A 21,723-nucleotide genomic window follows, 5' to 3' on the forward strand; every position below is an offset into this window, starting at 1 on the left:
GGCATGCTCGGTACAATGCAGCGACGATCCGCTCACCGATTTGCCGCGAGGAGGTTCTCCCATGTCACGCACCCTGTTCCGTATCGCGCCGCTGCGCGCCGTGCTGCTGCTGTTCGTTGCCGCGCTCCTGCTCGGCGGCTGCGCGGGGCTCACGCGCGACCCGGTGCGCGTGACGGTCGCCGGGCTCGACCCGCTCGTCGGGCAGGGCCTCGAGATGCGTTTCAGCCTGAAGCTGCGCGTGCAGAACCCGAACGACGCGCCGATCGACTACGACGGCATCTCGGTGGCGCTCGACCTGAACGGCACGCCGTTCGCGAGCGGCGTCAGCGATCGCTCGGGCACCGTGCCGCGTTTCGGCGAGGCCGTGCTCGACGTGCCGGTTTCTGTGTCGGCGTTCGCCGCCGCGCGACAGGCGTGGAACCTGCCCGGCGCCGCCGCGAGCGGCGAGCTGCCGTATGCGCTGCGCGGCCGGCTCGCGGGCGGCGTGCTCGGCACCGTGCACTTCAACGATGCCGGCACGCTGCGCCTGCCCGCGATGCCGGGGTGGGGCGGCTGAGCCGGGCGAGCGCCGCGCCGCGCGGGCCGGCCCCCGCGCTTTGCCGCGCGGGCAAAGCGCGGTATGGTGTGAGCCGCGCGGCGCCCGCAATACAGTCGCGCCGCCCGTTGAAGCCAACCGTAACCGAGTTCGCGTGACCGATTTCCCTGTTTTCCACTGGACCGACGCCGACGGCGCCGATCATGCCGTGCGCTGGCGCTCCGAAGCCGGCGTGCAACCGCCGAAGCGCGCGGTGCTCGCCGACGACCGCCTCACCGCCGACGCGGCGTACCGTCTCGCCTGCGAGGGTACCGCGCTCGTCTGGCAGGGCGATTTCCAGAATGCGCGCCAGCTCGTGCAGGCGATGGCGCGCCGTGTCGAGCGCAAGCCGAAGAAGGCGAAAGCCGCGGCCGGCGTCGACGCATTCAACCTGCATCGTCTCGCGCAGTCGCAGCGCGCCCGCACGCTTGGGATGCTGCTGATCCCGCTCGACGCCGACTACACGATTCCGCTGCGCCGCGCGCCCGACGTGCGCGCCGCATGCGAAGAGGCGTACGGGCCCGGCGGCGCGCCGTCGGTCGTGTCGCTGCGCGAACTGCTCGGCCTCGTCGGTGCGCACGAATGGCGCAAGAAAGGGGTGCCGATCCCGGCGCTCGGCGGCGCGCCGATCCACCCGCACTACGGCGTGTTCTCGCCGGTGCGCGGCGAATACGTCGAACTGGTCGCGCGTGCGCCGCTGCCGGCGACGTCGCTCGCGTTCGATATCGGCACGGGCACCGGCGTGCTGGCGGCCGTGCTTGCGTCGCGCGGCGTCGAGCGTGTCGTCGCGACCGACCAGGATCCACGCGCGCTCGCCTGTGCGCGGGAGAACATCGAACGACTGGGCCACGCGCGGCGCGTCGAAGTCGTCGAGGCGGATCTGTTCCCGGCCGGCCGTGCGCCGCTCGTGGTCTGCAACCCGCCGTGGGTGCCGGCTCGGCCGAGCGCCCCGATCGAATATGCGGTCTACGATCCGGACAGCCGCATGCTGCGCGGTTTTCTCGCAGGGCTCGCCGCGCACCTCGAGCCGGGCGGTGAAGGCTGGCTGATCCTGTCCGATTTCGCCGAGCATCTCGGCCTGCGGCCGCGCGACACGCTGCTGCAATGGATCGACGAAGCCGGCCTCGTCGTGCTCGGCCGCGACGACATCCGCCCCGCACACCCGAAGGCGATGGATGCCGACGATCCGCTGCATGCGGCACGCCAGGCCGAGGTCACGTCGCTCTGGCGGCTCGGCGCGCGAGCCTGACCGCGCATTTTCGGTAAACTACCGCCATTCCTCACGAATTCCCGCCGCCGGGCCGTGGTCGACCGACCGTGGCCCGGCGCCGCTTCACGATGTCGAACAAGACCCACGAAATCCGCCCGGAGCAGTCCGTCGAGCTGCTGAAGGAACTGCACATCCTCACCCGCGACGGGAAGCTGAACCAGGACAGCCGCCGCAAGCTGAAGCAGGTCTATCACCTGTTCCAGTTCATCGAGCCGCTGCTCGCCGGCGTGCAGGCCGAGCGTGGCAGCGTGACGCTCGTCGATCACGGCGCCGGCAAGTCGTATCTCGGCTTCATCCTGTACGACCTGTTCTTCAAGCAGCAGCCGGGGCACGGCACGCCGGCGTTCGCGTCGCACGTGTACGGGATCGAGACCCGCGAGGAGCTCGTCACGCGCTCGGCCGAGCTTGCCGCGCGGCTCGGGTTCGGCGGCATGTCGTTCCTGAACCTGTCGGTTGCCGATTCGATCACGTCGCCGAAACTGCCTGAAACGGTCGACGTCGTCACCGCGCTGCACGCATGCGACACGGCGACCGACGACGCGATCCGCTTCGCGCTCGCGAAGCGCGCGCAGCACATCGTGCTGGTGCCGTGCTGCCAGGCGGAAGTCGCGGGCGTGCTGCGCAAGAACAAGGGCAAGTCGCTCGCGAACGCGCTGACGGAAGTGTGGCGGCATCCGCTGCATACGCGCGAATTCGGCAGCCAGATCACCAACGTGCTGCGCTGCCTGCAGCTCGAAGCGCACGGCTACCAGGTCAGCGTGACCGAGCTGGTCGGCTGGGAGCATTCGATGAAGAACGAGCTGATCATCGCGCAATACAAGAACCTGCCGCGCCGGCGGCCCGGCGAGCGGTTGAACGAGATCCTCGGGATGTTCGGGCTGGCCGAGCTGAACGCGCGCTTCTTCGTGCCGGAGGCCGCGGCGGCGGGCGGCGAGGCCGTCGAGCCGGCCGCCAGCTGACGTGCGCGCGGGCGCGTCGCGCAAGTTGTACGCCGCCCGTTGAACGTCGCACGTTACACGCCGTCCGTTGCACGGCGCGTCAGACCTCGTCGCCCGGCCGGCGCATCCATTCGCGCCAGCCGTCATGGCCGAGGCGCCGCAGCGTTTCCTGATTCTTTTCGTAGATCGCGGCCGCGTCCGGGAACGCGTCGACCGCGCGTGCGATGCTGTCCTCGCGCAGCAGGTGCAGGATCGGATACGGCGCGCGGTTCGTGTAGTTCTCGATGTCGTCGGGCTCGCTGCCCTCGAACCGATAGTCCGGATGGAAGCTCGCGATCTGCAGCACGCCGTCGAGCCGCAGTTGCCGCACCAGCCGGTCGGCAAAGAACAGCGCATCGTTGTAGTCGATGAAATCGGCGAACGCATGCGGGAAGATCACGAGCGTCGTGTCGACCTGCCGCGGGTCTGCCGCGTCGAGCGCACGCAGCTCGGTTTCGAGTTCGGCGAGCGCATCCTCCAGCGTGGTCGCTTCGCTGATCGCGTAGCGCACCTGTTCCTTCACATAGACGCTTTTCGCGAACGGGCACAGATTGAGCCCGATCACCGCGCGCGCGAGCCAGTGCCGCGTGGCGGCGAGGATGTCGTCGTGCGATTCGGGGCGGGTGTCGGTCATCGTGAAACCAGTCGGGCGGAAGGGCGGCGAGGGCCGCATTGTAGCGGGCGAGCCGTCACGCGCAGGCGGCTTCGATCAACTGCGTGACGAGCGCGGGCGCGACGCCGATCGGTGTTTCGCCGTGCCGATAGGTCTGGCTTGCCGCGTAGATGCCCTCGATCACCAGCGCGAGCGAGTCGGCAAGCGCCTGCGGCTGCCGCGCGCCGGCGTCATCGCACAATGCGACGAGCCGCTTCATCAGCTGTTCCTTGTTCTGCGCGACGCGCTCGCGCGCCGGGTGCGACGCATCCGGGAATTCGGCCGCGACGTTGACGAACGGGCAGCCACGGTAATCCTTCTGCGTCGCGCGCTCGGCGAGATCGACGAAATACTGGATCAGTTGCGCTTTCGGCTGGCCCGGGTGCTTCGCGACGCTCGTGTTGAAGCGGTCGAAGAAACACGCATCCATCCGCTCCAGGTACGCGAGGATCAGCTCGTCCTTCGACGAGAACTGCCGATACAGGCTCATCTTGTTGACGCCCGCACGCTCCACGACCGCCTCGACGCCCACCGTCCGAACGCCTTCCTTGTAAAACAGCTCCTCGGCGGCGCGCAGCAGGTGCTCCTGCGCGGTAGCGCCGTCGATCGGCCGGCGCGTGCGGCGCGGCAGCGGTTTGGCGATCTCGATGCCCGACATGATGACCCTCGACTGCATATTGGATTGCTTGACATGTTACCGATTGGTCACTACGATCGCAACACACTTGTGACCGGTCGGTAACAATGCTGACCGGATCGACAGACAAATGCCAAGCGTCGGCCCGGGTCAGCCGATGCAGCGTGCGGCGGAGGTGGCCTGGCAGGGCGAGCGGCGCGGGTGCGGAGGCACCGGAGCCGCCAACAGGAGAACGCGAAGATGAATTGGGCGGTGACACGAATCGGCGGGCGCTTCCACTACGGATGGCTCGCGGCGGCGGTGGTATTCCTGATCCTGCTGGCGGCGGCCGGCACGCGCGCGACGCCGAGCGTGCTGATGGTGCCGCTCGAACGCGAGCTCGGCTGGAGCCGCGCGGCGATTTCGCTGGCGATCTCGGTGAATATCGCGCTGTACGGACTGACGGGCCCGTTCGCCGCTGCCGCGATGCAGCGCTTCGGGCTGCGTCCGACCATTCTCACCGCGCTCGTGACGATGAGCGCGGGCGTCGCGCTGTCGTCGATGATGACGCAGAGCTGGCAGATGGTGGTGATCTGGGGCCTGATGGTCGGCTGCTCGACGGGCGTGGTCGCGCTGACGCTGTCCGCGACCTTCGTCACGCGCTGGTTCCATGCGCGCCGCGGCCTCGTGATGGGGATCCTGACCGCGAGCACGGCCACCGGCCAGCTCGTGTTCCTGCCGATGCTCGCGGCGATCGCGCAGCGCCATGGCTGGCGCCCGGTCGTGCTGGTCGTCGCGATCGCGGCCGCGATCGTGATTCCGCTGGTGGCGTTCCTGTTGCCCGAACGGCCGGCCGACGTGCAGCTGCGCCCGTACGGCGAGCCGGCCGATGCGCCGCCCGCGCCCGAGGGGACGAAGGAGAACCCGCTCGCGGTCGCGTTCCGGACGTTGCTGACGGCGAGCCGGTCGCGCGATTTCTGGCTGCTGTTCTTCAGCTTCTTCATCTGCGGTGCGAGCACCAACGGCTACGTCGGCACGCACCTGATCGCGATGTGCAGCGACTACGGGATGACGGAAGTGCAGGGCGCGTCGCTGCTTGCGGCGATGGGCGTGTTCGACCTGTTCGGCACGACGCTGTCGGGCTGGCTGTCCGACCGATACGACAACCGCGTGCTGCTGTTCTGGTATTACGGGCTGCGCGGGCTGTCGCTGATCTACCTGCCGCACGCGTTCGGGATCGATTTCTTCGGGCTGCCGCTGTTTGCGATGTTCTACGGGCTCGACTGGATCGCGACCGTGCCGCCGACCGTGCGCCTCGCGACCGACGTGTTCGGCAAGGCCGCGGCGCCGGTCGTGTTCGGCTGGATCGTCGCCGGCCACCAGCTCGGCGCGGCGTTCGCGGCGCTCGGCGCGGGGCTGCTGCGCGCGAGCCTTGGCACCTACACGATCGCGTCGATGATCTCGGGCGGGCTGTGCATCATCGGCGCGCTGATCGTGCTGCGGATCAACCGCGGCCCGTCGCGCGCAGCCGCGCAGGCGGCCTGACCGCGGCAATCCGTGCGCCGCGCCGGCCGCGCGGCGAACGGCCGGCCAACGCACGTACGGAGATTTGCATAGCGCGGGAGGATCGGGCGCGCATCGGCTCAAGCGGGTATGCTTGCGGTTCGTCAGGCGTTCGCGCCCCTTCTTCGATGTCAGCGAGGATTCGCATGTCCGTCAAACCTGCTCCCACCACTGTTTCGATTCACGATCTGATCGCGGGCCGCTGGAGCCCGCGCGCGTATTCGGATGAAGCCGTCAGCGCCGGCGATCTGCACGCGGTGCTCGAAGCCGCCCGCTGGGCGCCGTCCGCCTACAACGCGCAGCCGTGGCGCTTCATCGTATTCGACCGCACTCAGGACGAAGACGCATTCAAACGCGCGTTCGCGACGCTGGTGCCGTTCAACCAGGGCTGGAACGCACCGGCGCCCGTGCTGATCGCGGTGACCGCGCACACGCTCACGCCGAAGGGTGAGCCGGCTCCGACCGCGCTGTACGACGCGGGCGCCGCCGCGATGTCGCTGGTGCTGCAGGCACACGCACTGGGCCTGGCCGCCCACCAGATGAGCGGCTTCGACGCGAAGGCGTTCCGCGACGCGTTCGAGATTCCGGCCGACGTCGCGATTCCGGCGATCATCTCGCTCGGTCACTACGGCAACGTCGACAAGCTCGATCCGGTGCTGCGCGATCGCGAGAAGGCACCGCGCACGCGCCATGCGATCGGTGAGGTCGTCTATGCGGGCGCGTGGAAGAAGGGTTTCGACGCGGCAGCCTGACCCGCCTGACGGGCGGGCTGCATCGCGCATCCCGCCCGCATGTTTCCCCGGCGCGCCAGGCCGCGCGCCGTCCCGCCGAGGCCCGTTGCGCCGTACCGGTGGCCGGCCCCGGTTGTGATCCCGCGGGCTTCATGTTAAAAAGCCCGTCCTTTCCGTTTTCGCGCCGGCCCTGCTGCGGCAACTTCCCATGACTTACTGCGCGATCGATTTCGGCACGTCCAATTCCGCCGTGGCGCTGCCCGACGGCGACGGCATGCGCCTCGCGCCCGTCGAGGGCGACCACCTGACGCTGCCCACCGCGATCTTCTTCAACAACGACGAAGAGACGGTCGAATACGGCCGTGCGGCGCTGGCTTCGTACATCGACGGTTTCGACGGCCGGCTGATGCGGTCGATGAAGAGTATCCTCGGCTCGCCGCTCGCGGAAACGACGACCGATCTCGGCGACGGCAGCGCGATCGCGTACACCGAAATCATCGCGCGCTTCCTGACGCACCTGAAGCGCAAGGCCGAAGCCCGCGCGGGCGCGCCGATCGGCCGTGCGGTACTCGGCCGGCCGGTGTTCTTCGTCGACGACGATCCGCGTGCCGACCGCCTCGCCCAGGACCAGCTCGAGGCCGCCGCGCGATCGGTCGGCTTCACGGACGTCCAGTTCCAGTACGAACCGATCGCGGCCGCGTTCGACTACGAGTCGCGCCAGCAGGCGGAGCGGCTCGTGCTCGTGGCCGACATCGGCGGCGGCACGTCCGACTTCTCGCTGGTGCGTGTCGGGCCCGAGCGGATGGCGCGGCTCGAGCGCAAGGACGACGTGCTGGCCCACCACGGCGTGCACGTCGCGGGCACCGATTACGACCGGCGTGTCGAGCTGGCGGCGATCCTGCCCGCATTCGGCTACCGTTCGCTCGACCCGGAAGGGCGCGAGCTGCCGAACAAGATCTACTTCGATCTCGCCACCTGGCACCTGATCAACACGGTCTACACGCCGAAGCGGCTCGGCGAGCTGAAACTGATGAAACACCTGTACCGGGACGTGCGCCAGTACGACCGGCTCACGAGCGTGGTCGAGCAGCGGCTCGGCCATGCGCTGATGGCGCGCGCGGAAGAAGCGAAGATCGGCGTCGCGGCGGGCGGAGAGACGATGATCGACCTGAACGACGTGGAAGAGGATCTGCAGATCGCATTCGATGCCGACCGGCTCGTCGACGCGAGCCGCGACGACACCGCGCGCATCGTCGACGCCGCGCGCGAGACGGTGCGGCTCGCGGGCGTGGCGCCGCGCGATGTCGGCGCGCTGTACTTCACCGGCGGCTCAACGGGGCTCGCGTTCCTGTCGGGCGCGCTGGCGGGTGCATTCCCGGATGCGCAGCCGGTGTTCGGCGACCGCCTCGCGAGCGTCGCGACGGGTCTCGGCATTCACGCGCAGCGATTGTTCGGTTGAATGCGGGCGGCCCAAAGGCCGCCATGCCGGTCGACCGGCGCCGAAAAACAAAAAGCCCCGCCGAAGCGGGGCTTTTTTTCACGAATTATCGCGCCAAGCTTAGACCGGACGGATGTTCGCAGCTTGCAGACCCTTCGGGCCCGTCTTCACTTCGAATTCAACCTTCTGGTTTTCTTGCAGCGTCTTGAAGCCTTCGACGCGGATTTCCGAGAAGTGCGCGAACAGATCGTCGCCGCCGCCTTCCGGGGTGATGAAGCCGAAGCCCTTTGCGTCATTGAACCACTTGACGGTACCGGTTGCCATGTTACTTGTTCCTAAAAAGATAAAACGGGGCCGAGGCCCATGGGGTGCGGAAAATCAAGGAAGGGGTAATAGGACCAACCGGAGTACCGTTGATGGGCGAACTACGAAAGAACCAATTCACTCGCCACTTGAAATCCTGCGAAGTCCTTTATACGGCTAATCAACCGTGTGGTCAACCGTATTTCCATGGACTCAGGGTTATTGCGGAGATCAGGTTTACAAAGCTTGCAAACGATGCGAATTTTTTGTAGGGGCCGAACGATTTTGGCGCCACGTTTGAGGTGCAACCGTTAAACTACGCGCCGCGTGGACGGGTTGCCCCGATCGGGTGACACGTCCCCCCAAAATTGCGTGCGCGGTGCTGTCCGAGCCGATCCCGGACCGCAGGCCGACCATGCTTTTTGAGACACAGGAGAGGATGTGAAGAGTTCTATTCAACGGAACATCGGCCCGTTTGCATTGATGCTGACGGGGCTGGGTTCGATTATCGGCTCGGGCTGGCTGTTCGGCGCCTGGAAGGCCGCGAAGATTGCCGGTCCGGCGGCGATCTGCGCCTGGATCATCGGCGCTGTCGTGATTCTCGCAATTGCACTGACTTACGCGGAATTGGGCGCGATGTTCCCCGAGTCGGGCGGCATGGTGCGCTATGCGCGCTACTCGCACGGTTCGCTGGTGGGCTTCATCAGTGCGTGGGCGAACTGGATCGCGATCGTATCCGTGATCCCGATCGAGGCTGAAGCGTCGATCCAGTACATGAGCACGTGGCCGTATCCGTGGGCGCATGCGTTGTTCGTGAACGGCGAATTACAGACACTCGGCCTGCTGCTGTCGGCCGTGCTGGTCGTCATCTACTTCATGCTGAACTACTGGGGCGTCAAGGCCTTCGCGCGGGCGAACACGGCGATCACGATCTTCAAGTTCCTGATCCCCGGCCTCACGATCCTCGGCCTGATGCTGACGAGCTTCCATGCGGAGAACCTCGGCACCGCATCCAATGCAAGCTTCGCACCGTACGGATGGTCGGCCGTGCTGACCGCAGTCGCGACGAGTGGCATCGTGTTCGCGTTCAACGGCTTCCAGAGCCCGGTGAACCTGGCCGGCGAAGCGCGCAACCCGTCGCGCAGCGTGCCGTTCGCGGTGATCACGTCGATCCTGCTCGCACTCGTGATCTACGTGCTGCTGCAGATGGCCTACATCGGTTCGGTGAATCCGGCCGACGTCGCGAAGGGCTGGGCGCACTTCAACTTCTCGTCGCCGTTCGCGGAACTCGCGATCGCGCTGAACCTGAACTGGCTGGCGATCCTGCTGTACGTCGACGCGTTCATCAGCCCGAGCGGCACCGGGACGACCTACATGGCGACGACCACCCGCATGATCTACGCGATGGAGCGCAACAACACGATGCCGAAGATGTTCGGCAACGTGCACCCGATCTACGGCGTCCCGCGCCAGGCGATGTGGTTCAACCTGCTCGTGTCGTTCATCTTCCTGTTCTTCTTCCGCGGCTGGAGCTCGCTCGCGGCGGTGATCTCGGTCGCGACGGTGATCTCGTACCTGACCGGCCCGATCAGCCTGATGGCGCTGCGCCGCTCCGCGACCGACATCGAGCGTCCGTTGTCGATTCCGCTGATGAAGCTGATCGCCCCGTTCGCATTCGTGTGCGCATCGCTGATCCTGTACTGGGCGAAGTGGCCGCTGACGGGCGAAATCATCCTGCTGATGATCGTCGCGCTTCCGGTGTACTTCTACTTCCAGGCGAAATCGGGCTGGACCGGCTGGGGCGCCGACCTGAAGGCCGCATGGTGGCTGGTCGCGTACCTGCCGACGATGGCCGTGCTGTCGCTGATCGGCAGCAAGGAATTTGGCGGTCACGGCTACCTGCCGTACGGCTGGGACATGCTGATCGTCGCGGCGATCTCGCTGGTTTTCTACTTCTGGGGTGTGAATACGGGCTACCGGACCCAGTATCTCGACGAGCGCGAGTCGCACGACGAGATCCTCGAAGGGGTCGGTGCCTGACGCGTGACCTGCCGCCGGATCCGGCGGCGGCAGCAAGCAGCGTAAAAAAGCCCGCCCGAGCGATGCTCGGGCGGGCTTTTTGTTGGACGGTCGCCGTCCGCTGTCTGCTGGTCAGGCGGCCGTGCCGGCGAACACGTAGTTCGTCATCGCGAGCACGCGCTGGTATGTGCCGAGCGACTGGATGCCGAGCTGGTAGTCGTCGTCCGCCGCGCCGAGCGCCGTGAACACCGGCAGCAGGTGCTCGTCGGTCGGATGCATCAGCGCTGCGTGCGGCGCCTGCCGGCGGTAGTCGAGCAGCGCGTCGACGTCGCGCGCGGCCAGCTTCGCCTCGAACCAGTCGGTGAATTCCGTGACGCGCGGGTCCGCATCCTCGGGCGCCGCACCGAAATCGGCGGCGCGCAGGTTGTGCGTGATCTGGCCGGAGCCGATCACCATCACGCCTTCGTCGCGCAGCGGTCGCAGCGCGCGGCCGAGCGCGAAGTGGTGGGCGGCATCCGCGCGCGGCTGGATCGACAGCTGCGCCACCGGCACGTCGGCTTCCGGGAACATCAGCAGCATCGGCACCCACGCGCCGTGGTCGAGGCCGTGCTCGGTCGTCGCGGTCTCGATGCCGGCCGCATTCAGCAGCCCGGCCGCACGTTCGGCGACGTCGGGTGCACCGGGCGCCGGGTAGCGGATGTCGTACAGCGCCTGCGGAAAGCCGTAGAAATCGTGGATCGTTTCCGGATGCGCGGCGATGCTGGCGACGGGGCGCTGCGTGCCCCAGTGCGCGGACAGCATCAGCACCGCGCGCGGGCGCGGCAATTCGGCGGCGAGGTGCGTGAATGCGCCAGACGGCAGGGCCGGGTCGATCGGCAGCGTCGGGGCGCCGTGGGACAGGTAGAGCGAAGGCAAGCGGTTCATGGTGGTGGCCTGCAAAGGGATTTGCCTGTGACTATAGACGCGCACCGCACATTGATAAATCCGCGATCCGGAATTTGATTGACGCTTGTTTGTTGATAATCCGGGCGACGCCATGCGTTTCACGGCAGCTGGACGCTGTATTCGTGAAATAGAATGAATTTCGGTGGAAATCGGCGCAGATGTGCGACGAATGGATCGTCGAGCGTGCGCTTACTGCGCGTGCCGGATGCCGGCCCACGGCGTCGTCTGCGGTGCGCTGAGCGCGAACAGGTCGAGCACGCGCGTGACGGTCTGGTCGACGAGTTCCTCGATCGTCTTCGGCATCGCGTAGAACGCGGGCAGCGGCGGGAAGACGATGCCGCCCATTTCGGTGACGGCGGTCATGTTGCGCAGATGCGCGAGGTTGAACGGCGTTTCGCGCACCATCAGCACGAGGCGGCGGCGCTCCTTCAACGTGACGTCGGCTGCGCGCGTGATCAGGTTGTCGGACAGCCCGTGCGCGACGCTCGCGAGCGTCTTCATCGAGCAGGGCGCGATCACCATCCCGTCGGTCGCGAACGACCCCGATGCGATCGTCGCGCCGACGTCGCGCACCGAATGCACGACATCCGCACGGCTTTCGACATCGGCCTTCGACAGCTTCAGTTCGTGCTGGATGTTGAGCCAGCCGGCGTTCGAAACCAGCAGATGCGTTTCGACGCCGCCGGCGGCACTCAGCAGGTCGAGCAGCCGTATGCCGTAGATCGCGCCGGTCGCGCCGGTTATCGCAACGATCAGCCGGCGTGGCGGCGCGTTGGGAGATGCCATCGAAAGGAGGCGGGGCGTGCGGGGCGTATTACGCGGCGGCGAACAGTTGCTGCAGCTCACCCGACTGGTACATCTCCATCATGATGTCCGAGCCGCCGATGAATTCGCCCTTCACGTAGAGCTGCGGGATGGTCGGCCAGTTCGAGAATTCCTTGATGCCCTGGCGGATCTCGTCGTCTTCGAGGACGTTGACGGTCTTGAACTGGTCGACGCCGCAGGCCTTCAGCACCTGGATGGCGCGGCCCGAAAAGCCGCACATCGGGAATTGCGCGTTGCCCTTCATGAAGAGCACGACCTGGTTTTCGTCGACGATTTGCTTGATACGTTGTTGGGTGTCCATGACTGACCTTGCGTTCTTGCGTTAGCGGGGCGGTAGATCGAAATGATAGCGGATTTCAACCGGGCGGGCCGGGCATCAGCCCGGCAGGCGGCCGCCTGTCGTGCGTTCGATGGCGGCCAGATCGGCGAGCGATTCGACCGCGATGAAGCCGTGCGAGACGAGCACCGCGCGCACGGCCTCGGCCTGGTCGTAGCCATGCTCGATCCAGAGCGTGCCGCCCGGTTTCAGGTAGGTGCCGGCGCCCGCGACGATCGTGCGGATCGCGCTGAGGCCGTCGGCATCGTCGGTGAGTGCACCGCGCGGCTCGAAACGCAGGTCGCCTTGCTCGAGGTGCGGATCGTGCTGCGCGATGTACGGCGGGTTGCTGACGATCGTGTCGAATGCGAGCGCCGGATCGAGCTCCGCGTACCAGTCGCTCTCCAGCCAGTGCAGCGGGCCGCCGGGGCGGCGCGCGTCGAGCAGCTTGCCTGCGTTGCGTTGTGCGACCTCGAGTGCGGCCGGCGAACGGTCGAGCGCCCACACGCGCGCATCGGGACGCTCGGCGGCGATCGACACGGCGATCGCGCCGCTGCCCGTGCCGAGATCGAGCACGGCCGGATGCGGCAGCCCGTCGATCGCTTCGAGTGCGGCTTCGACGAGCAGTTCGGTTTCGGGGCGCGGGATCAGCACGTCGGGCGTCACGTCGAACGGCCGGCCGAAGAATTCGCGCATCCCGACGAGCTGCGCGACGGGTTCACCGGCCAGGCGGCGCGCCTCGAGCGCGCGGTAGCGTTCGACCGCGGCCGCGTCGAGCGGCGCGTCGCCGCGCGTGATCAATTGCGTGCGGGTCCAGCCGAGCGCGTGCGCGAGCAACACGCGCGCATCGACCGCGTCGAGCGGCGACGCGCGCAGCAGTTCGTCGGCGGAAGTGTCGGGCATCGCGGCCTCAGTCGGCATCGCCGAGCGACGCGAGCAGTTCGGCCTGGTGTTCGCTGACCAGCGCGCTGATCAGTTCGTCGAGATCGCCGTCCATGAGCGCCTCGAGCCGGTACAGCGTCAGGTTGATCCGGTGGTCGGTCATCCGGCCCTGCGGGAAGTTGTACGTGCGGATCCGTTCCGAGCGGTCGCCGGAGCCGATCAGGCTCTTGCGCGTGGCCGCTTCCTTCGCGTGCTGCTCGTGATACTGCTTGTCCTTGATGCGTGCCGCGAGCACCTTCAGCGCGCGATCCTTGTTCTTGTGCTGCGAACGGTCGTCCTGGCACTCGACGACGATCCCGGTCGGGATGTGCGTGACGCGCACCGCCGAATCGGTCTTGTTGATGTGCTGGCCGCCCGCGCCGGACGCGCGGAACGTGTCGATCCGCAGGTCGGCCGGATTGATCTCGACCTCGCCGATTTCGTCGGCTTCCGGCATCACCGCGACCGTGCATGCGGACGTGTGGATGCGCCCCTGCGTTTCGGTGGCCGGCACGCGCTGTACGCGATGGCCGCCCGATTCGAACTTCAGGCGCGAATACGCGCCCTGGCCCGCGATCCGTACGATCACTTCCTTGTAGCCGCCGAGATCCGACGCGCTCTCCGACATCATTTCGACCTGCCAGCGCTGGCGTTCCGCGAAGCGCAGGTACATGCGCAGCAGGTCGCCCGCGAACAGCGCCGATTCGTCGCCGCCCGTGCCCGCGCGGATTTCGAGGAAGATGTTGCGGTCGTCGTTCGGATCCTTCGGCAGCAGCATCTTCTGCAGTTCGGTCTCGAGGCGGGCCATGCTCTCGCGTGCGCTGCGGATTTCGTCTTCCGCGAAGTCGCGCATCGACAGGTCGCCGAGCAGCTCCTGCGCGGCCGTCTCGTCGCTGCGCGACTGGCGCCACAGCGCGTACTGTTCGACCACCGGGCCGAGTTCCGCATGTTCACGCGTGAGCTTGCGGTACTGGTCGAGGTCGGCCGTGACGTTTTCGCGGCTCAGCAGGTCGTTCAGTTCGGCCAGCCGTGTGGACAGCTGGTCGAGCTTGCGTTGCATGCTCGTCTTCATGGTGTGGAGCGGCGCTCCCGGGCAAGGGGTATTCGGAAAGGATAGGCCGGCAGCGGGACAACGACCGGCCGGCGGCAGGGCGATCGGCCGGCGCTAGTGGCCGGACTGGTCGTTCGAGCGCGGTGCGTGCTGGTAGAAGCCGCGCATCAGGTCGATCAGCGAATCGCGATCGGCGCCGTTCACGCGGTTGAGCGCGCTCGTCGGGCCGTGGATCAGCTTGTTGGTCAGCGCCTGCGACAGCGCTTCGAGCACGGCGGCCGGATCGTCGCCGCGCGCGAGCAGCTTCTGCGCCTTGTCGACTTCGGCACGGCGCAGTGCGTCGGCCTGCGTATGCATGTGACGGATCACCGGCACGACGCTGCGCGTGTCGAGCCATTGCATGAAATTCTGCACGCGCGTTTCGATGATCGTCTCGGCCTGCGCGACCGCAGCCTGGCGCGATGCATTGCCTTCACGCACGATCGCGCCGAGATCGTCGACGGTGTAGAGGAACACGTCCTTCAGCTTGCCGACTTCGGGCTCGATGTCGCGCGGCACCGCGAGGTCGACCATGAAGATCGGCCGGTGGCGGCGTGCCTTCACCGCGCGCTCGACTGCGCCGAGGCCGATGATCGGCAGCGTCGACGCCGTGCACGACACGATGATGTCGAACTCGTGCATGCGGGTCGGCAGGTCGGCGAGCGGCATCGCACGGCCGTTGAAGCGTTCGGCGAGCCGCTGGCCGCGTTCGGCCGTGCGATTCGCGACGACGAGTTCGCGCGGGCCTTGCGCGGCGAAGTGCGTCGCGCACAGCTCGATCATCTCACCGGCGCCGATGAACAGCACGCGCTGATCCGACACCTTTTCGAAGATCCGTTGTGCGAGGCGCACCGCGGCGGCGGCCATCGACACCGACTGCGTGCCGATTTCGGTCGTGCCGCGCACTTCCTTCGCTACCGCGAACGTACGCTGGAACAGCTGGTTCAGATAGGTGCCGAGTGCGCCGGCTTCCGTCGCGGTGCGAACGGCGTCCTTCATCTGGCCCAGAATCTGGGTTTCGCCCAGCACCATCGAATCGAGACCGGATGCGACGCGAAATGCGTGCCGGACCGCTTCCGACTGCGGCAGCGCATAGACGTGCGGCGCGAGTTCGCCGACCGGGATCCGGTGATACTCCGACAGCCAGCGGATCGCGCCTTCGCGTGCCGCGCGATCGTCGGTCGCGCAATAGAGTTCGGTGCGGTTGCAGGTGGAGAGGATCGCCGCTTCGGGCGTATTGGGCGCCTGGGGGCCGAGAAACACGTTCTTGAACGTGACGAGAGCCGGCTTGATCTGCTCGAGCGGAAACGCCACGCGTTCGCGCAAGGCGACAGGCGCAGTGTGGTGATTGATTCCGATCGTGAGGAGTTGCATATCGAGGGCTATCGTTTAGCCCCATATTATAGCGTTTCAGCGATTTCCTCACTCGCTGCATACCGGGCATCAGCGTGGCGGGGCCGGGAATTTGGGGGCTCGATCGGCACGCGATCGAGCTGATAGCCGTAGCCGTAGAGCGGCAGCAGCCGGTAGCCGCGCTCCGGAAGCAGCCGGAGTTTGCTGCGCAGCCGGGACGCATGGGTATCGAGCGTGCGCGACTTCATGTCGCGGCGGCGCCCCCACACCGTTTCGAGGATATGGGCGCGCGACACCGGCCGCGACAGGTTCGTGAACAGCAGCTGCGCGAACCGGAACTCCTTCGGCGTGAGTGAAACGATTGCGTCGTCGAACCGGACGAGGCAATGCGTGGCATCGAAAGCGTATTCGCCATACATTTCGCGCGAGCGGGTGGGTGGCCGGCGCACGCCGGCGCGCCGGCTCAGCGCGTTGACGCGCGCGAGCATCTCGGGCCCGCTCACGGGGCGCACGAGGCAATCGTCGGCGCCCGCGTGCAGGCACGATACGATTTCGCTTTCGCGCGGCAGCTGCATCACGGCGATGGCCGGCAGCCCGGGCAGGATGGCCTGCGCGCGCGGGATGACTTCCTCGGCCGGCTGATCGCCGGCCCAATGGCCGGTGATCAGCATGTCGCAGGTGTCGGTGGCGAGCCACTCGAAGAACGCAGCACTGGACGAAAACGCGTGGCACACATGACCGCCTGCGAAGAGCAGGCGGTTCAGGAGCGCGGCATGGCGCGCTTCCGGATCGATCAGAGCGATTCGCATGAGAATATCTTCAATACGGCAGCCGGCGCGCGCTTGCCATAACGTCGAGTCGGCCCCTAAACTCGAATGTTGGCGGCACCCGGCTGATCTCGGGTTCGATGGATAAATCGATGCTAGCCGCTGGCAACGTTCACGCCTATGGGACGAATCTGAATTTATAGAAGGCGTCGAATGAACTGGTTTGGAATCCTTGTCCTGGGAGCGGCCGTCGGGCTGTTCGGCCGATGGCTGCATCCGATGCGGCGCACGGGCCGGCCGGCGTGGTGGATCGCGGTGCTCGCCGGCATCGTCGGCGCGGGGGCGGCCCGCATGGCCGGCAATCTCTCGGGACTGTTTTACGATGGCGAGACGCTCGAATGGCCGGTCTGCACCGGTGTCGCGTTCCTCGTCGTAGCCGTGACGGTTACGCTGTCGGCCCGTCGCTGAATGTTCTCAGGTGAAATCATGAATGCCCGTCTTCCCGAAGTCTCGCCGGTGCCGGCCCGCCTCGCGCTGCTGCGTGGCGCCATGGCCCGCGAGGACCTGGCCGCCTATCTCGTGCCGTCCGCCGATCCCCATCTGTCCGAGTACCTGCCGGAGCGCTGGCAGGCCCGCCGCTGGCTGTCCGGCTTCACGGGCTCGGTCGGCACGCTGGTCGTGACCGCGGATTTCGCGGGGTTGTGGGTCGACAGCCGCTACTGGGTGCAGGCCGATGCCGAACTGGCCGGCACGGGCGTGCAACTGATGAAGATGACGGGCGGCCAGCAGAGCGCGCCGCACGTCGACTGGCTCGCGCAGAACGTGCCGGCAGGTGCGACGGTCGGCGTCGACGGCGCCGTGCTCGGCGTCGCCGCCGCACGCGGGCTGACCGGCGCGCTGAATGCACGCGGCATCGCGCTGCGCACCGATCTCGATCTGCTCGACGCGATCTGGCCCGAGCGGCCGGGCCTGCCCGGCGACGCGGTGTTCGAGCACACGGCGCCGCAGGCCGACACGACGCGCGCGAGCAAGCTGGCCGAAGTGCGCCGCGCGATGCGCGCGCAGGGTGCGCAATGGCATTTCGTCTCGACGCTCGACGACCTCGCATGGCTGTTCAACCTGCGCGGCGCCGACGTCAACTTCAATCCCGTATTCGTTGCGCACGCAATGATCGGCGCCGATCGCGCGACGCTGTTCGTCGCCGACGGAAAGGTGTCGCCGGCGTTGGCCGCGTCGCTCGCGAAGGATGGTGTCGACGTTCGCGCCTACGACGCCGCGCGCGCCGCGCTCGGGTCGCTGCCCGACGGCGCGACGCTGCTGATCGACCCGCGCCGCGTGACGTTCGGCACGCTCGAGGCCGTGCCGGCCGGCGTGAAGCTCGTCGAGGCCGTGAATCCGTCGACGTTCGCGAAGTCGCGCAAGACGTCCGCCGAGATCGAGCACGTGCGCGTAACGATGGAACACGACGGCGCCGCGCTCGCGGAATTCTTCACGTGGTTCGAGCAGGCGGTGAACCGCGAGACGATCACCGAGCTGACGATCGAGGAAAAGCTCACGGCCGCCCGCGCCCGGCGCCCCGGCTACGTGTCGGCGAGTTTCGCGACGATTGCGGGCTTCAACGCGAACGGCGCGATGCCGCACTACCATGCGACGCCGGCGTCGCACGCGACGATCGCCGGCGACGGCCTGCTGCTGATCGATTCGGGTGGCCAGTACGTGACGGGCACGACCGACATCACGCGCGTCGTGCCGGTCGGCACCGTCAGCGACCTGCAGCGGCGCGATTTCACGATCGTGCTGAAGTCGATGATGGCGCTGTCGCGTGCCCGCTTCCCGCGCGGCATCCGCTCGCCGATGCTCGACGCGATCGCGCGCGCACCGATGTGGGCGGCGGGGCTCGACTACGGCCACGGCACGGGGCATGGCGTCGGTTACTTCCTGAACGTGCACGAAGGCCCGCAGGTCATCTCGCACTACGCGCCGGCCGAGCCGCACACGGCGATGGAAGAAGGCATGATCACGTCGATCGAGCCGGGTGTGTACCGCCCCGGCCAGTGGGGCATCCGGATCGAGAACCTGGTCGTGAACCGCGCGGCCGGGCAGACGGAATTCGGCGATTTCCTCGCGTTCGAGACGTTGACGCTGTGCCCGATCGACACGCGCTGCGTGCTGATCGAGATGCTGCACGACGACGAGCGCGCATGGCTGAACACGTATCACGCGACGGTGCGCGAGCGCGTCGGCCGGCACCTGCGCGGCGATGCGAAAGCGTGGCTCGACGCGCGCACGCAGCCGATCTGACACAACAGGCGATAACGGCCGGACAACGGCCGAACGACACAACCGAGGGCAGGCAATGGCGGACACCGCAGTGATCGTGGTCGACATGCAGCGCGGGCTGGTGCAGCGGGCACGGCCCGCTTACCGGCTCGATGACGTGGTATCGGGCATCAACCGGCTGACGGCGGCGGCGCGCGCAGCGAACGCGCCCGTGTGCTTCGTGCAGCACGACGGCGATGCGGACGACGACATCGTGCCCGGCACGCCGGGCTGGGAGCTGCATGCGGGGCTGGTCGTCGGGAACGACGACTGGCGCGTGCGCAAGCAGGTGAGCGACTCGTTCCACGACACGCCGCTCGCGGCGCAGCTCGACCGCCACGGCATCCGTTCGGTGCTGATCTGCGGCTATGCGACCGAGTTCTGCGTCGATTCGGCCGCACGCCGCGCGGCGCTGCTCGGCTACCGGACGACCGTCGTATCCGATCTGCACACGACGAACGAGCGCACGCACCTGTCGGCCGCGCAGATCGTCGCGCACCATCACTTCGTATGGCAAAACAATTCGCTGTCGGGCAACCCGGTGACGCCGCGTCCGCTCGCGGAGGTTCTTTCGACGGAGTTCGCATGACGATCAAGGCCGTGGTGTTCGATTTCGGCGGCGTGCTGATCGACTGGAGCCCGGAGTACCTTTACCGGGAGCTGATTCCCGACGACGCGGAGCGTCGCTGGTTCCTCACGCACGTGTGCGCGATGGACTGGGTGATCCGTCAGGACGGCGGGCAAACGATCGAAGAAGGCACGGCCGAGCTCGTCGCGAAGTTTCCGGAGCACGAGGCGCTGATCCGCGCGTTCTACGCGCGCTGGCACGAAATGATCGGCGGCGTGCTCGAAGAGGGCGCCGCGCTCGTCGATCGCCTTGAAGCGCAGGGGATGCCGCTGTTCGGGCTGACGAACTGGTCCGCGCAGACATTCCCGTATGCATGGGACAACTTCCCGGTGCTGCGGCGTTTCAAGGAGATCGTCGTGTCGGGCCGTGTGAAGCTCGTGAAGCCCGATCCGGCGATCTACCGCGAGATGCACGCGCGGATCGAGCCGCACTTGCCGGGCATCGCGCCGCACGAACTCGTGTTCATCGACGACAACGCGAAGAATGCCGCGGCCGCGACGGCGCTCGGCTGGCACGGCATTCATCATACGAGTGCGGCGGTGACCGAGGCGCGGCTGCGCGAGCTGGGCGCGCTCGCGTAAGCGGCGGGCGCGCAGCCGGCCATCAGATAGAAAAAGCGGGCCGGCGGCCCGCTTTTTTGTTGTGCTGCTCCTGAAGCGGCCACCCTCGGCGACCGGCCCTGCGTTGCCGCGGTGCCAGGCACCCGGGCCGTGCCGGTCAGCGGCTGATCGGCTTGTAGCGCAGGCGCTTCGGCTTCGCGGCTTCCTCGCCGAGACGCGCGCGCTTGTCGGCTTCGTACTCCTGGTAGTTGCCGTCGAAGAACGTGACCTGCGAATCGCCTTCGAACGCGAGGATGTGCGTCGCGATCCGGTCGAGGAACCAGCGATCGTGCGAGATCACCATCACCGAACCCGCGAATTCGAGCAGCGCGTCTTCCAGCGCGCGCAGCGTTTCGACGTCGAGGTCGTTCGACGGTTCGTCGAGCAGCAGCACGTTGCCGCCCGAGATCAGCGTCTTCGCGAGGTGCAGGCGGCCGCGTTCACCGCCGGACAGGTTGCCGACGATCTTCTGCTGGTCGCCGCCCTTGAAATTGAAGCGGCCGATGTACGCGCGCGACGGCGTTTCGTACTTGCCCACCGTCAGCACGTCGGCGCCGCCCGAGATTTCCTCGAACACCGTCTTCGACCCGTCGAGCGCGTCGCGGCTCTGGTCGACGTACGCGAGCTTCACGGTCGGGCCCATCACGACTTCGCCCGAATCCGGCTGTTCCTTGCCGGTCAGCATCTTGAACAGCGTCGACTTGCCGGCGCCGTTCGGGCCGATGATGCCGACGATCGCGCCGGCCGGGATCTTGAAGCTCAGATTGTCGATCAGCAGGCGGTCGCCGAACGACTTGCTGACGTTCTTGAACTCGATCACTTCATTGCCGAGGCGTTCGCCGGCCGGAATGAAGATTTCCTGCGTTTCGTTGCGCTTCTGGTATTCCTGGCTGCTCAGCTCCTCGAAGCGCGCGATACGCGCCTTCGACTTCGCCTGGCGGCCCTTCGGGTTCTGGCGCACCCACTCCAGTTCCTTCTTGATCGCCTTCTGGCGCGCCGATTCCGACGCTTCTTCCTGCTTCAGACGCTCTTCCTTCTGGTCGAGCCAGCTGCTGTAGTTGCCCTTCCACGGAATGCCGTGGCCGCGGTCGAGTTCGAGAATCCACTCGGCCGCGTTGTCGAGGAAGTAGCGATCGTGGGTAACCGCGACGACGGTGCCGGGGAAGCGCACCAGGAACTGTTCGAGCCAGTCGACCGATTCCGCGTCGAGGTGGTTGGTCGGTTCGTCGAGCAGCAGCATGTCGGGTTTTTCGAGCAGCAGCTTGCACAGCGCGACGCGGCGCTTTTCACCGCCCGACAGGTGTTCGATCTTGGCGTCCCACGACGGCAGGCGCAGCGCGTCGGCGGCCACTTCGAGCTGCTGCTCGGGGCTGCCGCCGTCGCTCGATGCGAGGATCGCTTCGTACTTCGCCTGCTCGGCTGCGAGCGCGTCGAAGTCGGCGTCCGGCTCTGCATACGCCGCGTAGATTTCCTCGAGCTTCTTGTTGGCCTGGAACAGGTCGCCGAGGCCTTCCTCGACGGCTTCGCGCACCGTCTTCGTCGGGTCGAGCTGCGGCTCCTGCGGCAGGTAGCCGATGTTCAGGTTCGGCATCGGCGTCGCTTCGCCTTCGATGTCCTTGTCGACGCCCGCCATGATGCGGATCAGCGTCGACTTGCCCGAGCCGTTCAGGCCGAGCACGCCGATCTTCGCGCCGGGAAAGAACGACAGCGAGATGTCCTTCAGGATCTGGCGCTTGGGCGGCACGATCTTGCCGACCCGGTTCATCGTGAAAACGTATTGGGCCATTTCGGTGTGAAATTCAGAAGTGGTTGAGACT

Annotated in this window: 22 protein-coding genes; 11 read left to right on the forward strand and 11 right to left on the reverse strand. The window is 67.0% G+C overall.

The genetic code is table 11. The features are described from left to right. Positions 1-61: 61 nt before the first annotated feature. The 3 genes from LXE91_RS07130 (at position 62) to LXE91_RS07140 (ending at position 2,803) form a co-directional block, all read left to right on the forward strand. On the forward strand, positions 62-556 hold the full coding sequence (locus LXE91_RS07130; RefSeq protein ID WP_039352087.1) for an LEA/WHy family protein: 495 nt from the start codon (positions 62-64) through the stop codon (positions 554-556). 133 nt (positions 557-689) lie between these two features. Next, complete coding sequence (locus tag LXE91_RS07135; RefSeq protein WP_039352090.1) at positions 690-1,823, forward strand: methyltransferase; 1,134 nt, start codon at positions 690-692, stop codon at positions 1,821-1,823. A gap of 89 nt (positions 1,824-1,912) precedes the next feature. Continuing rightward, positions 1,913-2,803 (forward strand): class I SAM-dependent methyltransferase, encoded by an 891-nt coding sequence (locus LXE91_RS07140; RefSeq protein ID WP_039352243.1) that lies wholly within the window; start codon positions 1,913-1,915, stop codon positions 2,801-2,803. A 79-nt stretch (positions 2,804-2,882) separates the two neighbouring features. Here the strand turns inward: LXE91_RS07140 and LXE91_RS07145 are convergent, their stop codons facing one another. After that, positions 2,883-3,455 carry a DUF1415 domain-containing protein gene (locus tag LXE91_RS07145; protein ID WP_039352093.1) on the reverse strand — a complete coding sequence of 191 codons (573 nt, stop codon included), beginning with the start codon at positions 3,453-3,455 and terminating at the stop codon, positions 2,883-2,885. A gap of 55 nt (positions 3,456-3,510) precedes the next feature. Further along, positions 3,511-4,131: a TetR/AcrR family transcriptional regulator gene (locus LXE91_RS07150; RefSeq protein ID WP_039352095.1), complete on the reverse strand. Its 621-nt coding sequence runs from the start codon at positions 4,129-4,131 to the stop codon at positions 3,511-3,513. Positions 4,132-4,350: 219 nt separating this feature from the next. Between LXE91_RS07150 and LXE91_RS07155 the strand changes: the two genes are divergently transcribed. From LXE91_RS07155 to LXE91_RS07165, 3 genes are all read left to right on the forward strand, one after another. After that, complete coding sequence (locus tag LXE91_RS07155) at positions 4,351-5,634, forward strand: MFS transporter (protein ID WP_039352098.1); 1,284 nt, start codon at positions 4,351-4,353, stop codon at positions 5,632-5,634. A gap of 164 nt (positions 5,635-5,798) precedes the next feature. Further along, the gene (locus tag LXE91_RS07160) at positions 5,799-6,404 is read left to right on the forward strand and encodes a nitroreductase family protein (protein ID WP_039352100.1); all 606 of its coding nucleotides are present in this window, start codon (positions 5,799-5,801) and stop codon (positions 6,402-6,404) included. A 187-nt stretch (positions 6,405-6,591) separates the two neighbouring features. Then, positions 6,592-7,842 (forward strand): Hsp70 family protein, encoded by a 1,251-nt coding sequence (locus LXE91_RS07165; RefSeq protein WP_039352103.1) that lies wholly within the window; start codon positions 6,592-6,594, stop codon positions 7,840-7,842. Positions 7,843-7,941: 99 nt separating this feature from the next. Here LXE91_RS07165 and LXE91_RS07170 read toward each other — a convergent pair whose 3' ends face one another. Next, entirely contained in the window at positions 7,942-8,145 is a 204-nt protein-coding gene (locus tag LXE91_RS07170) for a cold-shock protein (protein ID WP_006477070.1), read from the reverse strand. A gap of 420 nt (positions 8,146-8,565) precedes the next feature. On the opposite strand from LXE91_RS07170, the gene LXE91_RS07175 reads away from it, so the two are divergent. Next, positions 8,566-10,164, forward strand: coding sequence for an APC family permease (locus LXE91_RS07175; RefSeq protein ID WP_039352109.1), 1,599 nt, complete (start codon positions 8,566-8,568; stop codon positions 10,162-10,164). A gap of 111 nt (positions 10,165-10,275) precedes the next feature. On the opposite strand, the gene LXE91_RS07180 is transcribed toward LXE91_RS07175, so the two are convergent. From LXE91_RS07180 to LXE91_RS07210, 7 genes are all read right to left on the reverse strand, one after another. After that, the gene (locus LXE91_RS07180) at positions 10,276-11,067 is read right to left on the reverse strand and encodes a DODA-type extradiol aromatic ring-opening family dioxygenase (protein WP_039352112.1); all 792 of its coding nucleotides are present in this window, start codon (positions 11,065-11,067) and stop codon (positions 10,276-10,278) included. A gap of 210 nt (positions 11,068-11,277) precedes the next feature. Then, on the reverse strand, positions 11,278-11,874 hold the full coding sequence (locus LXE91_RS07185; protein WP_039352114.1) for a UbiX family flavin prenyltransferase: 597 nt from the start codon (positions 11,872-11,874) through the stop codon (positions 11,278-11,280). A 28-nt stretch (positions 11,875-11,902) separates the two neighbouring features. Then, on the reverse strand, positions 11,903-12,214 hold the full coding sequence (grxD, locus tag LXE91_RS07190) for a Grx4 family monothiol glutaredoxin (RefSeq protein ID WP_021161789.1): 312 nt from the start codon (positions 12,212-12,214) through the stop codon (positions 11,903-11,905). Positions 12,215-12,289: 75 nt separating this feature from the next. Beyond that, the gene (gene prmC / locus LXE91_RS07195; protein WP_039352118.1) at positions 12,290-13,132 is read right to left on the reverse strand and encodes a peptide chain release factor N(5)-glutamine methyltransferase; all 843 of its coding nucleotides are present in this window, start codon (positions 13,130-13,132) and stop codon (positions 12,290-12,292) included. A 7-nt stretch (positions 13,133-13,139) separates the two neighbouring features. Beyond that, the gene (gene prfA, locus LXE91_RS07200) at positions 13,140-14,222 is read right to left on the reverse strand and encodes a peptide chain release factor 1 (protein ID WP_039352121.1); all 1,083 of its coding nucleotides are present in this window, start codon (positions 14,220-14,222) and stop codon (positions 13,140-13,142) included. A 93-nt stretch (positions 14,223-14,315) separates the two neighbouring features. Further along, positions 14,316-15,614, reverse strand: coding sequence for a glutamyl-tRNA reductase (hemA, locus tag LXE91_RS07205; RefSeq protein WP_039352123.1), 1,299 nt, complete (start codon positions 15,612-15,614; stop codon positions 14,316-14,318). A gap of 26 nt (positions 15,615-15,640) precedes the next feature. Further along, the gene (locus tag LXE91_RS07210; protein ID WP_039352126.1) at positions 15,641-16,402 is read right to left on the reverse strand and encodes a response regulator transcription factor; all 762 of its coding nucleotides are present in this window, start codon (positions 16,400-16,402) and stop codon (positions 15,641-15,643) included. A gap of 171 nt (positions 16,403-16,573) precedes the next feature. Between LXE91_RS07210 and LXE91_RS07215 the strand changes: the two genes are divergently transcribed. The 4 genes from LXE91_RS07215 to LXE91_RS07230 are packed head-to-tail and all read left to right on the forward strand — an operon-like array spanning position 16,574 to position 19,888. Beyond that, the gene (locus tag LXE91_RS07215; protein ID WP_039352130.1) at positions 16,574-16,828 is read left to right on the forward strand and encodes a hypothetical protein; all 255 of its coding nucleotides are present in this window, start codon (positions 16,574-16,576) and stop codon (positions 16,826-16,828) included. An 18-nt stretch (positions 16,829-16,846) separates the two neighbouring features. After that, positions 16,847-18,661: an aminopeptidase P family protein gene (locus LXE91_RS07220; RefSeq protein ID WP_039352246.1), complete on the forward strand. Its 1,815-nt coding sequence runs from the start codon at positions 16,847-16,849 to the stop codon at positions 18,659-18,661. Positions 18,662-18,716: 55 nt separating this feature from the next. Next, a complete protein-coding gene (locus LXE91_RS07225) occupies positions 18,717-19,268 on the forward strand; it encodes a cysteine hydrolase family protein (RefSeq protein WP_039352132.1) in 552 nt (183 codons plus the stop codon). Beyond that, on the forward strand, positions 19,265-19,888 hold the full coding sequence (locus tag LXE91_RS07230; protein ID WP_039352135.1) for an HAD family hydrolase: 624 nt from the start codon (positions 19,265-19,267) through the stop codon (positions 19,886-19,888). The genes LXE91_RS07225 and LXE91_RS07230 overlap by 4 nt, the downstream gene beginning before the upstream one ends. 136 nt (positions 19,889-20,024) lie before the next feature. Here the strand turns inward: LXE91_RS07230 and ettA are convergent, their stop codons facing one another. Next, entirely contained in the window at positions 20,025-21,692 is a 1,668-nt protein-coding gene (gene ettA / locus LXE91_RS07235; RefSeq protein ID WP_039352138.1) for an energy-dependent translational throttle protein EttA, read from the reverse strand. Positions 21,693-21,723: the final 31 nt, after the last annotated feature.

This window comes from Burkholderia contaminans (genome assembly GCF_029633825.1).
GTDB lineage: Bacteria > Pseudomonadota > Gammaproteobacteria > Burkholderiales > Burkholderiaceae > Burkholderia > Burkholderia contaminans.

What these genes read in the sequence shown, in the direction of transcription:
- LXE91_RS07130 (WP_039352087.1), top strand. Translation starts at nt 62, where the DNA reads ATGTCACGCACCCTGTTCCGTATCGCGCCGCTGCGCGCCGTGCTGCTG.
- grxD (WP_021161789.1), bottom strand. Translation starts at nt 12,214, where the DNA reads ATGGACACCCAACAACGTATCAAGCAAATCGTCGACGAAAACCAGGTC.
- LXE91_RS07150 (WP_039352095.1), bottom strand. Translation starts at nt 4,131, where the DNA reads ATGTCGGGCATCGAGATCGCCAAACCGCTGCCGCGCCGCACGCGCCGG.
- ettA (WP_039352138.1), bottom strand. Translation starts at nt 21,692, where the DNA reads ATGGCCCAATACGTTTTCACGATGAACCGGGTCGGCAAGATCGTGCCG.
- LXE91_RS07230 (WP_039352135.1), top strand. Translation starts at nt 19,265, where the DNA reads ATGACGATCAAGGCCGTGGTGTTCGATTTCGGCGGCGTGCTGATCGAC.
- prfA (WP_039352121.1), bottom strand. Translation starts at nt 14,222, where the DNA reads ATGAAGACGAGCATGCAACGCAAGCTCGACCAGCTGTCCACACGGCTG.
- hemA (WP_039352123.1), bottom strand. Translation starts at nt 15,614, where the DNA reads ATGCAACTCCTCACGATCGGAATCAATCACCACACTGCGCCTGTCGCC.
- LXE91_RS07170 (WP_006477070.1), bottom strand. Translation starts at nt 8,145, where the DNA reads ATGGCAACCGGTACCGTCAAGTGGTTCAATGACGCAAAGGGCTTCGGC.
- LXE91_RS07145 (WP_039352093.1), bottom strand. Translation starts at nt 3,455, where the DNA reads ATGACCGACACCCGCCCCGAATCGCACGACGACATCCTCGCCGCCACG.
- prmC (WP_039352118.1), bottom strand. Translation starts at nt 13,132, where the DNA reads ATGCCCGACACTTCCGCCGACGAACTGCTGCGCGCGTCGCCGCTCGAC.
- LXE91_RS07225 (WP_039352132.1), top strand. Translation starts at nt 18,717, where the DNA reads ATGGCGGACACCGCAGTGATCGTGGTCGACATGCAGCGCGGGCTGGTG.
- LXE91_RS07140 (WP_039352243.1), top strand. Translation starts at nt 1,913, where the DNA reads ATGTCGAACAAGACCCACGAAATCCGCCCGGAGCAGTCCGTCGAGCTG.
- LXE91_RS07210 (WP_039352126.1), bottom strand. Translation starts at nt 16,402, where the DNA reads ATGCGAATCGCTCTGATCGATCCGGAAGCGCGCCATGCCGCGCTCCTG.
- LXE91_RS07215 (WP_039352130.1), top strand. Translation starts at nt 16,574, where the DNA reads ATGAACTGGTTTGGAATCCTTGTCCTGGGAGCGGCCGTCGGGCTGTTC.
- LXE91_RS07185 (WP_039352114.1), bottom strand. Translation starts at nt 11,874, where the DNA reads ATGGCATCTCCCAACGCGCCGCCACGCCGGCTGATCGTTGCGATAACC.
- LXE91_RS07165 (WP_039352103.1), top strand. Translation starts at nt 6,592, where the DNA reads ATGACTTACTGCGCGATCGATTTCGGCACGTCCAATTCCGCCGTGGCG.
- LXE91_RS07180 (WP_039352112.1), bottom strand. Translation starts at nt 11,067, where the DNA reads ATGAACCGCTTGCCTTCGCTCTACCTGTCCCACGGCGCCCCGACGCTG.
- LXE91_RS07155 (WP_039352098.1), top strand. Translation starts at nt 4,351, where the DNA reads ATGAATTGGGCGGTGACACGAATCGGCGGGCGCTTCCACTACGGATGG.
- LXE91_RS07160 (WP_039352100.1), top strand. Translation starts at nt 5,799, where the DNA reads ATGTCCGTCAAACCTGCTCCCACCACTGTTTCGATTCACGATCTGATC.
- LXE91_RS07220 (WP_039352246.1), top strand. Translation starts at nt 16,847, where the DNA reads ATGAATGCCCGTCTTCCCGAAGTCTCGCCGGTGCCGGCCCGCCTCGCG.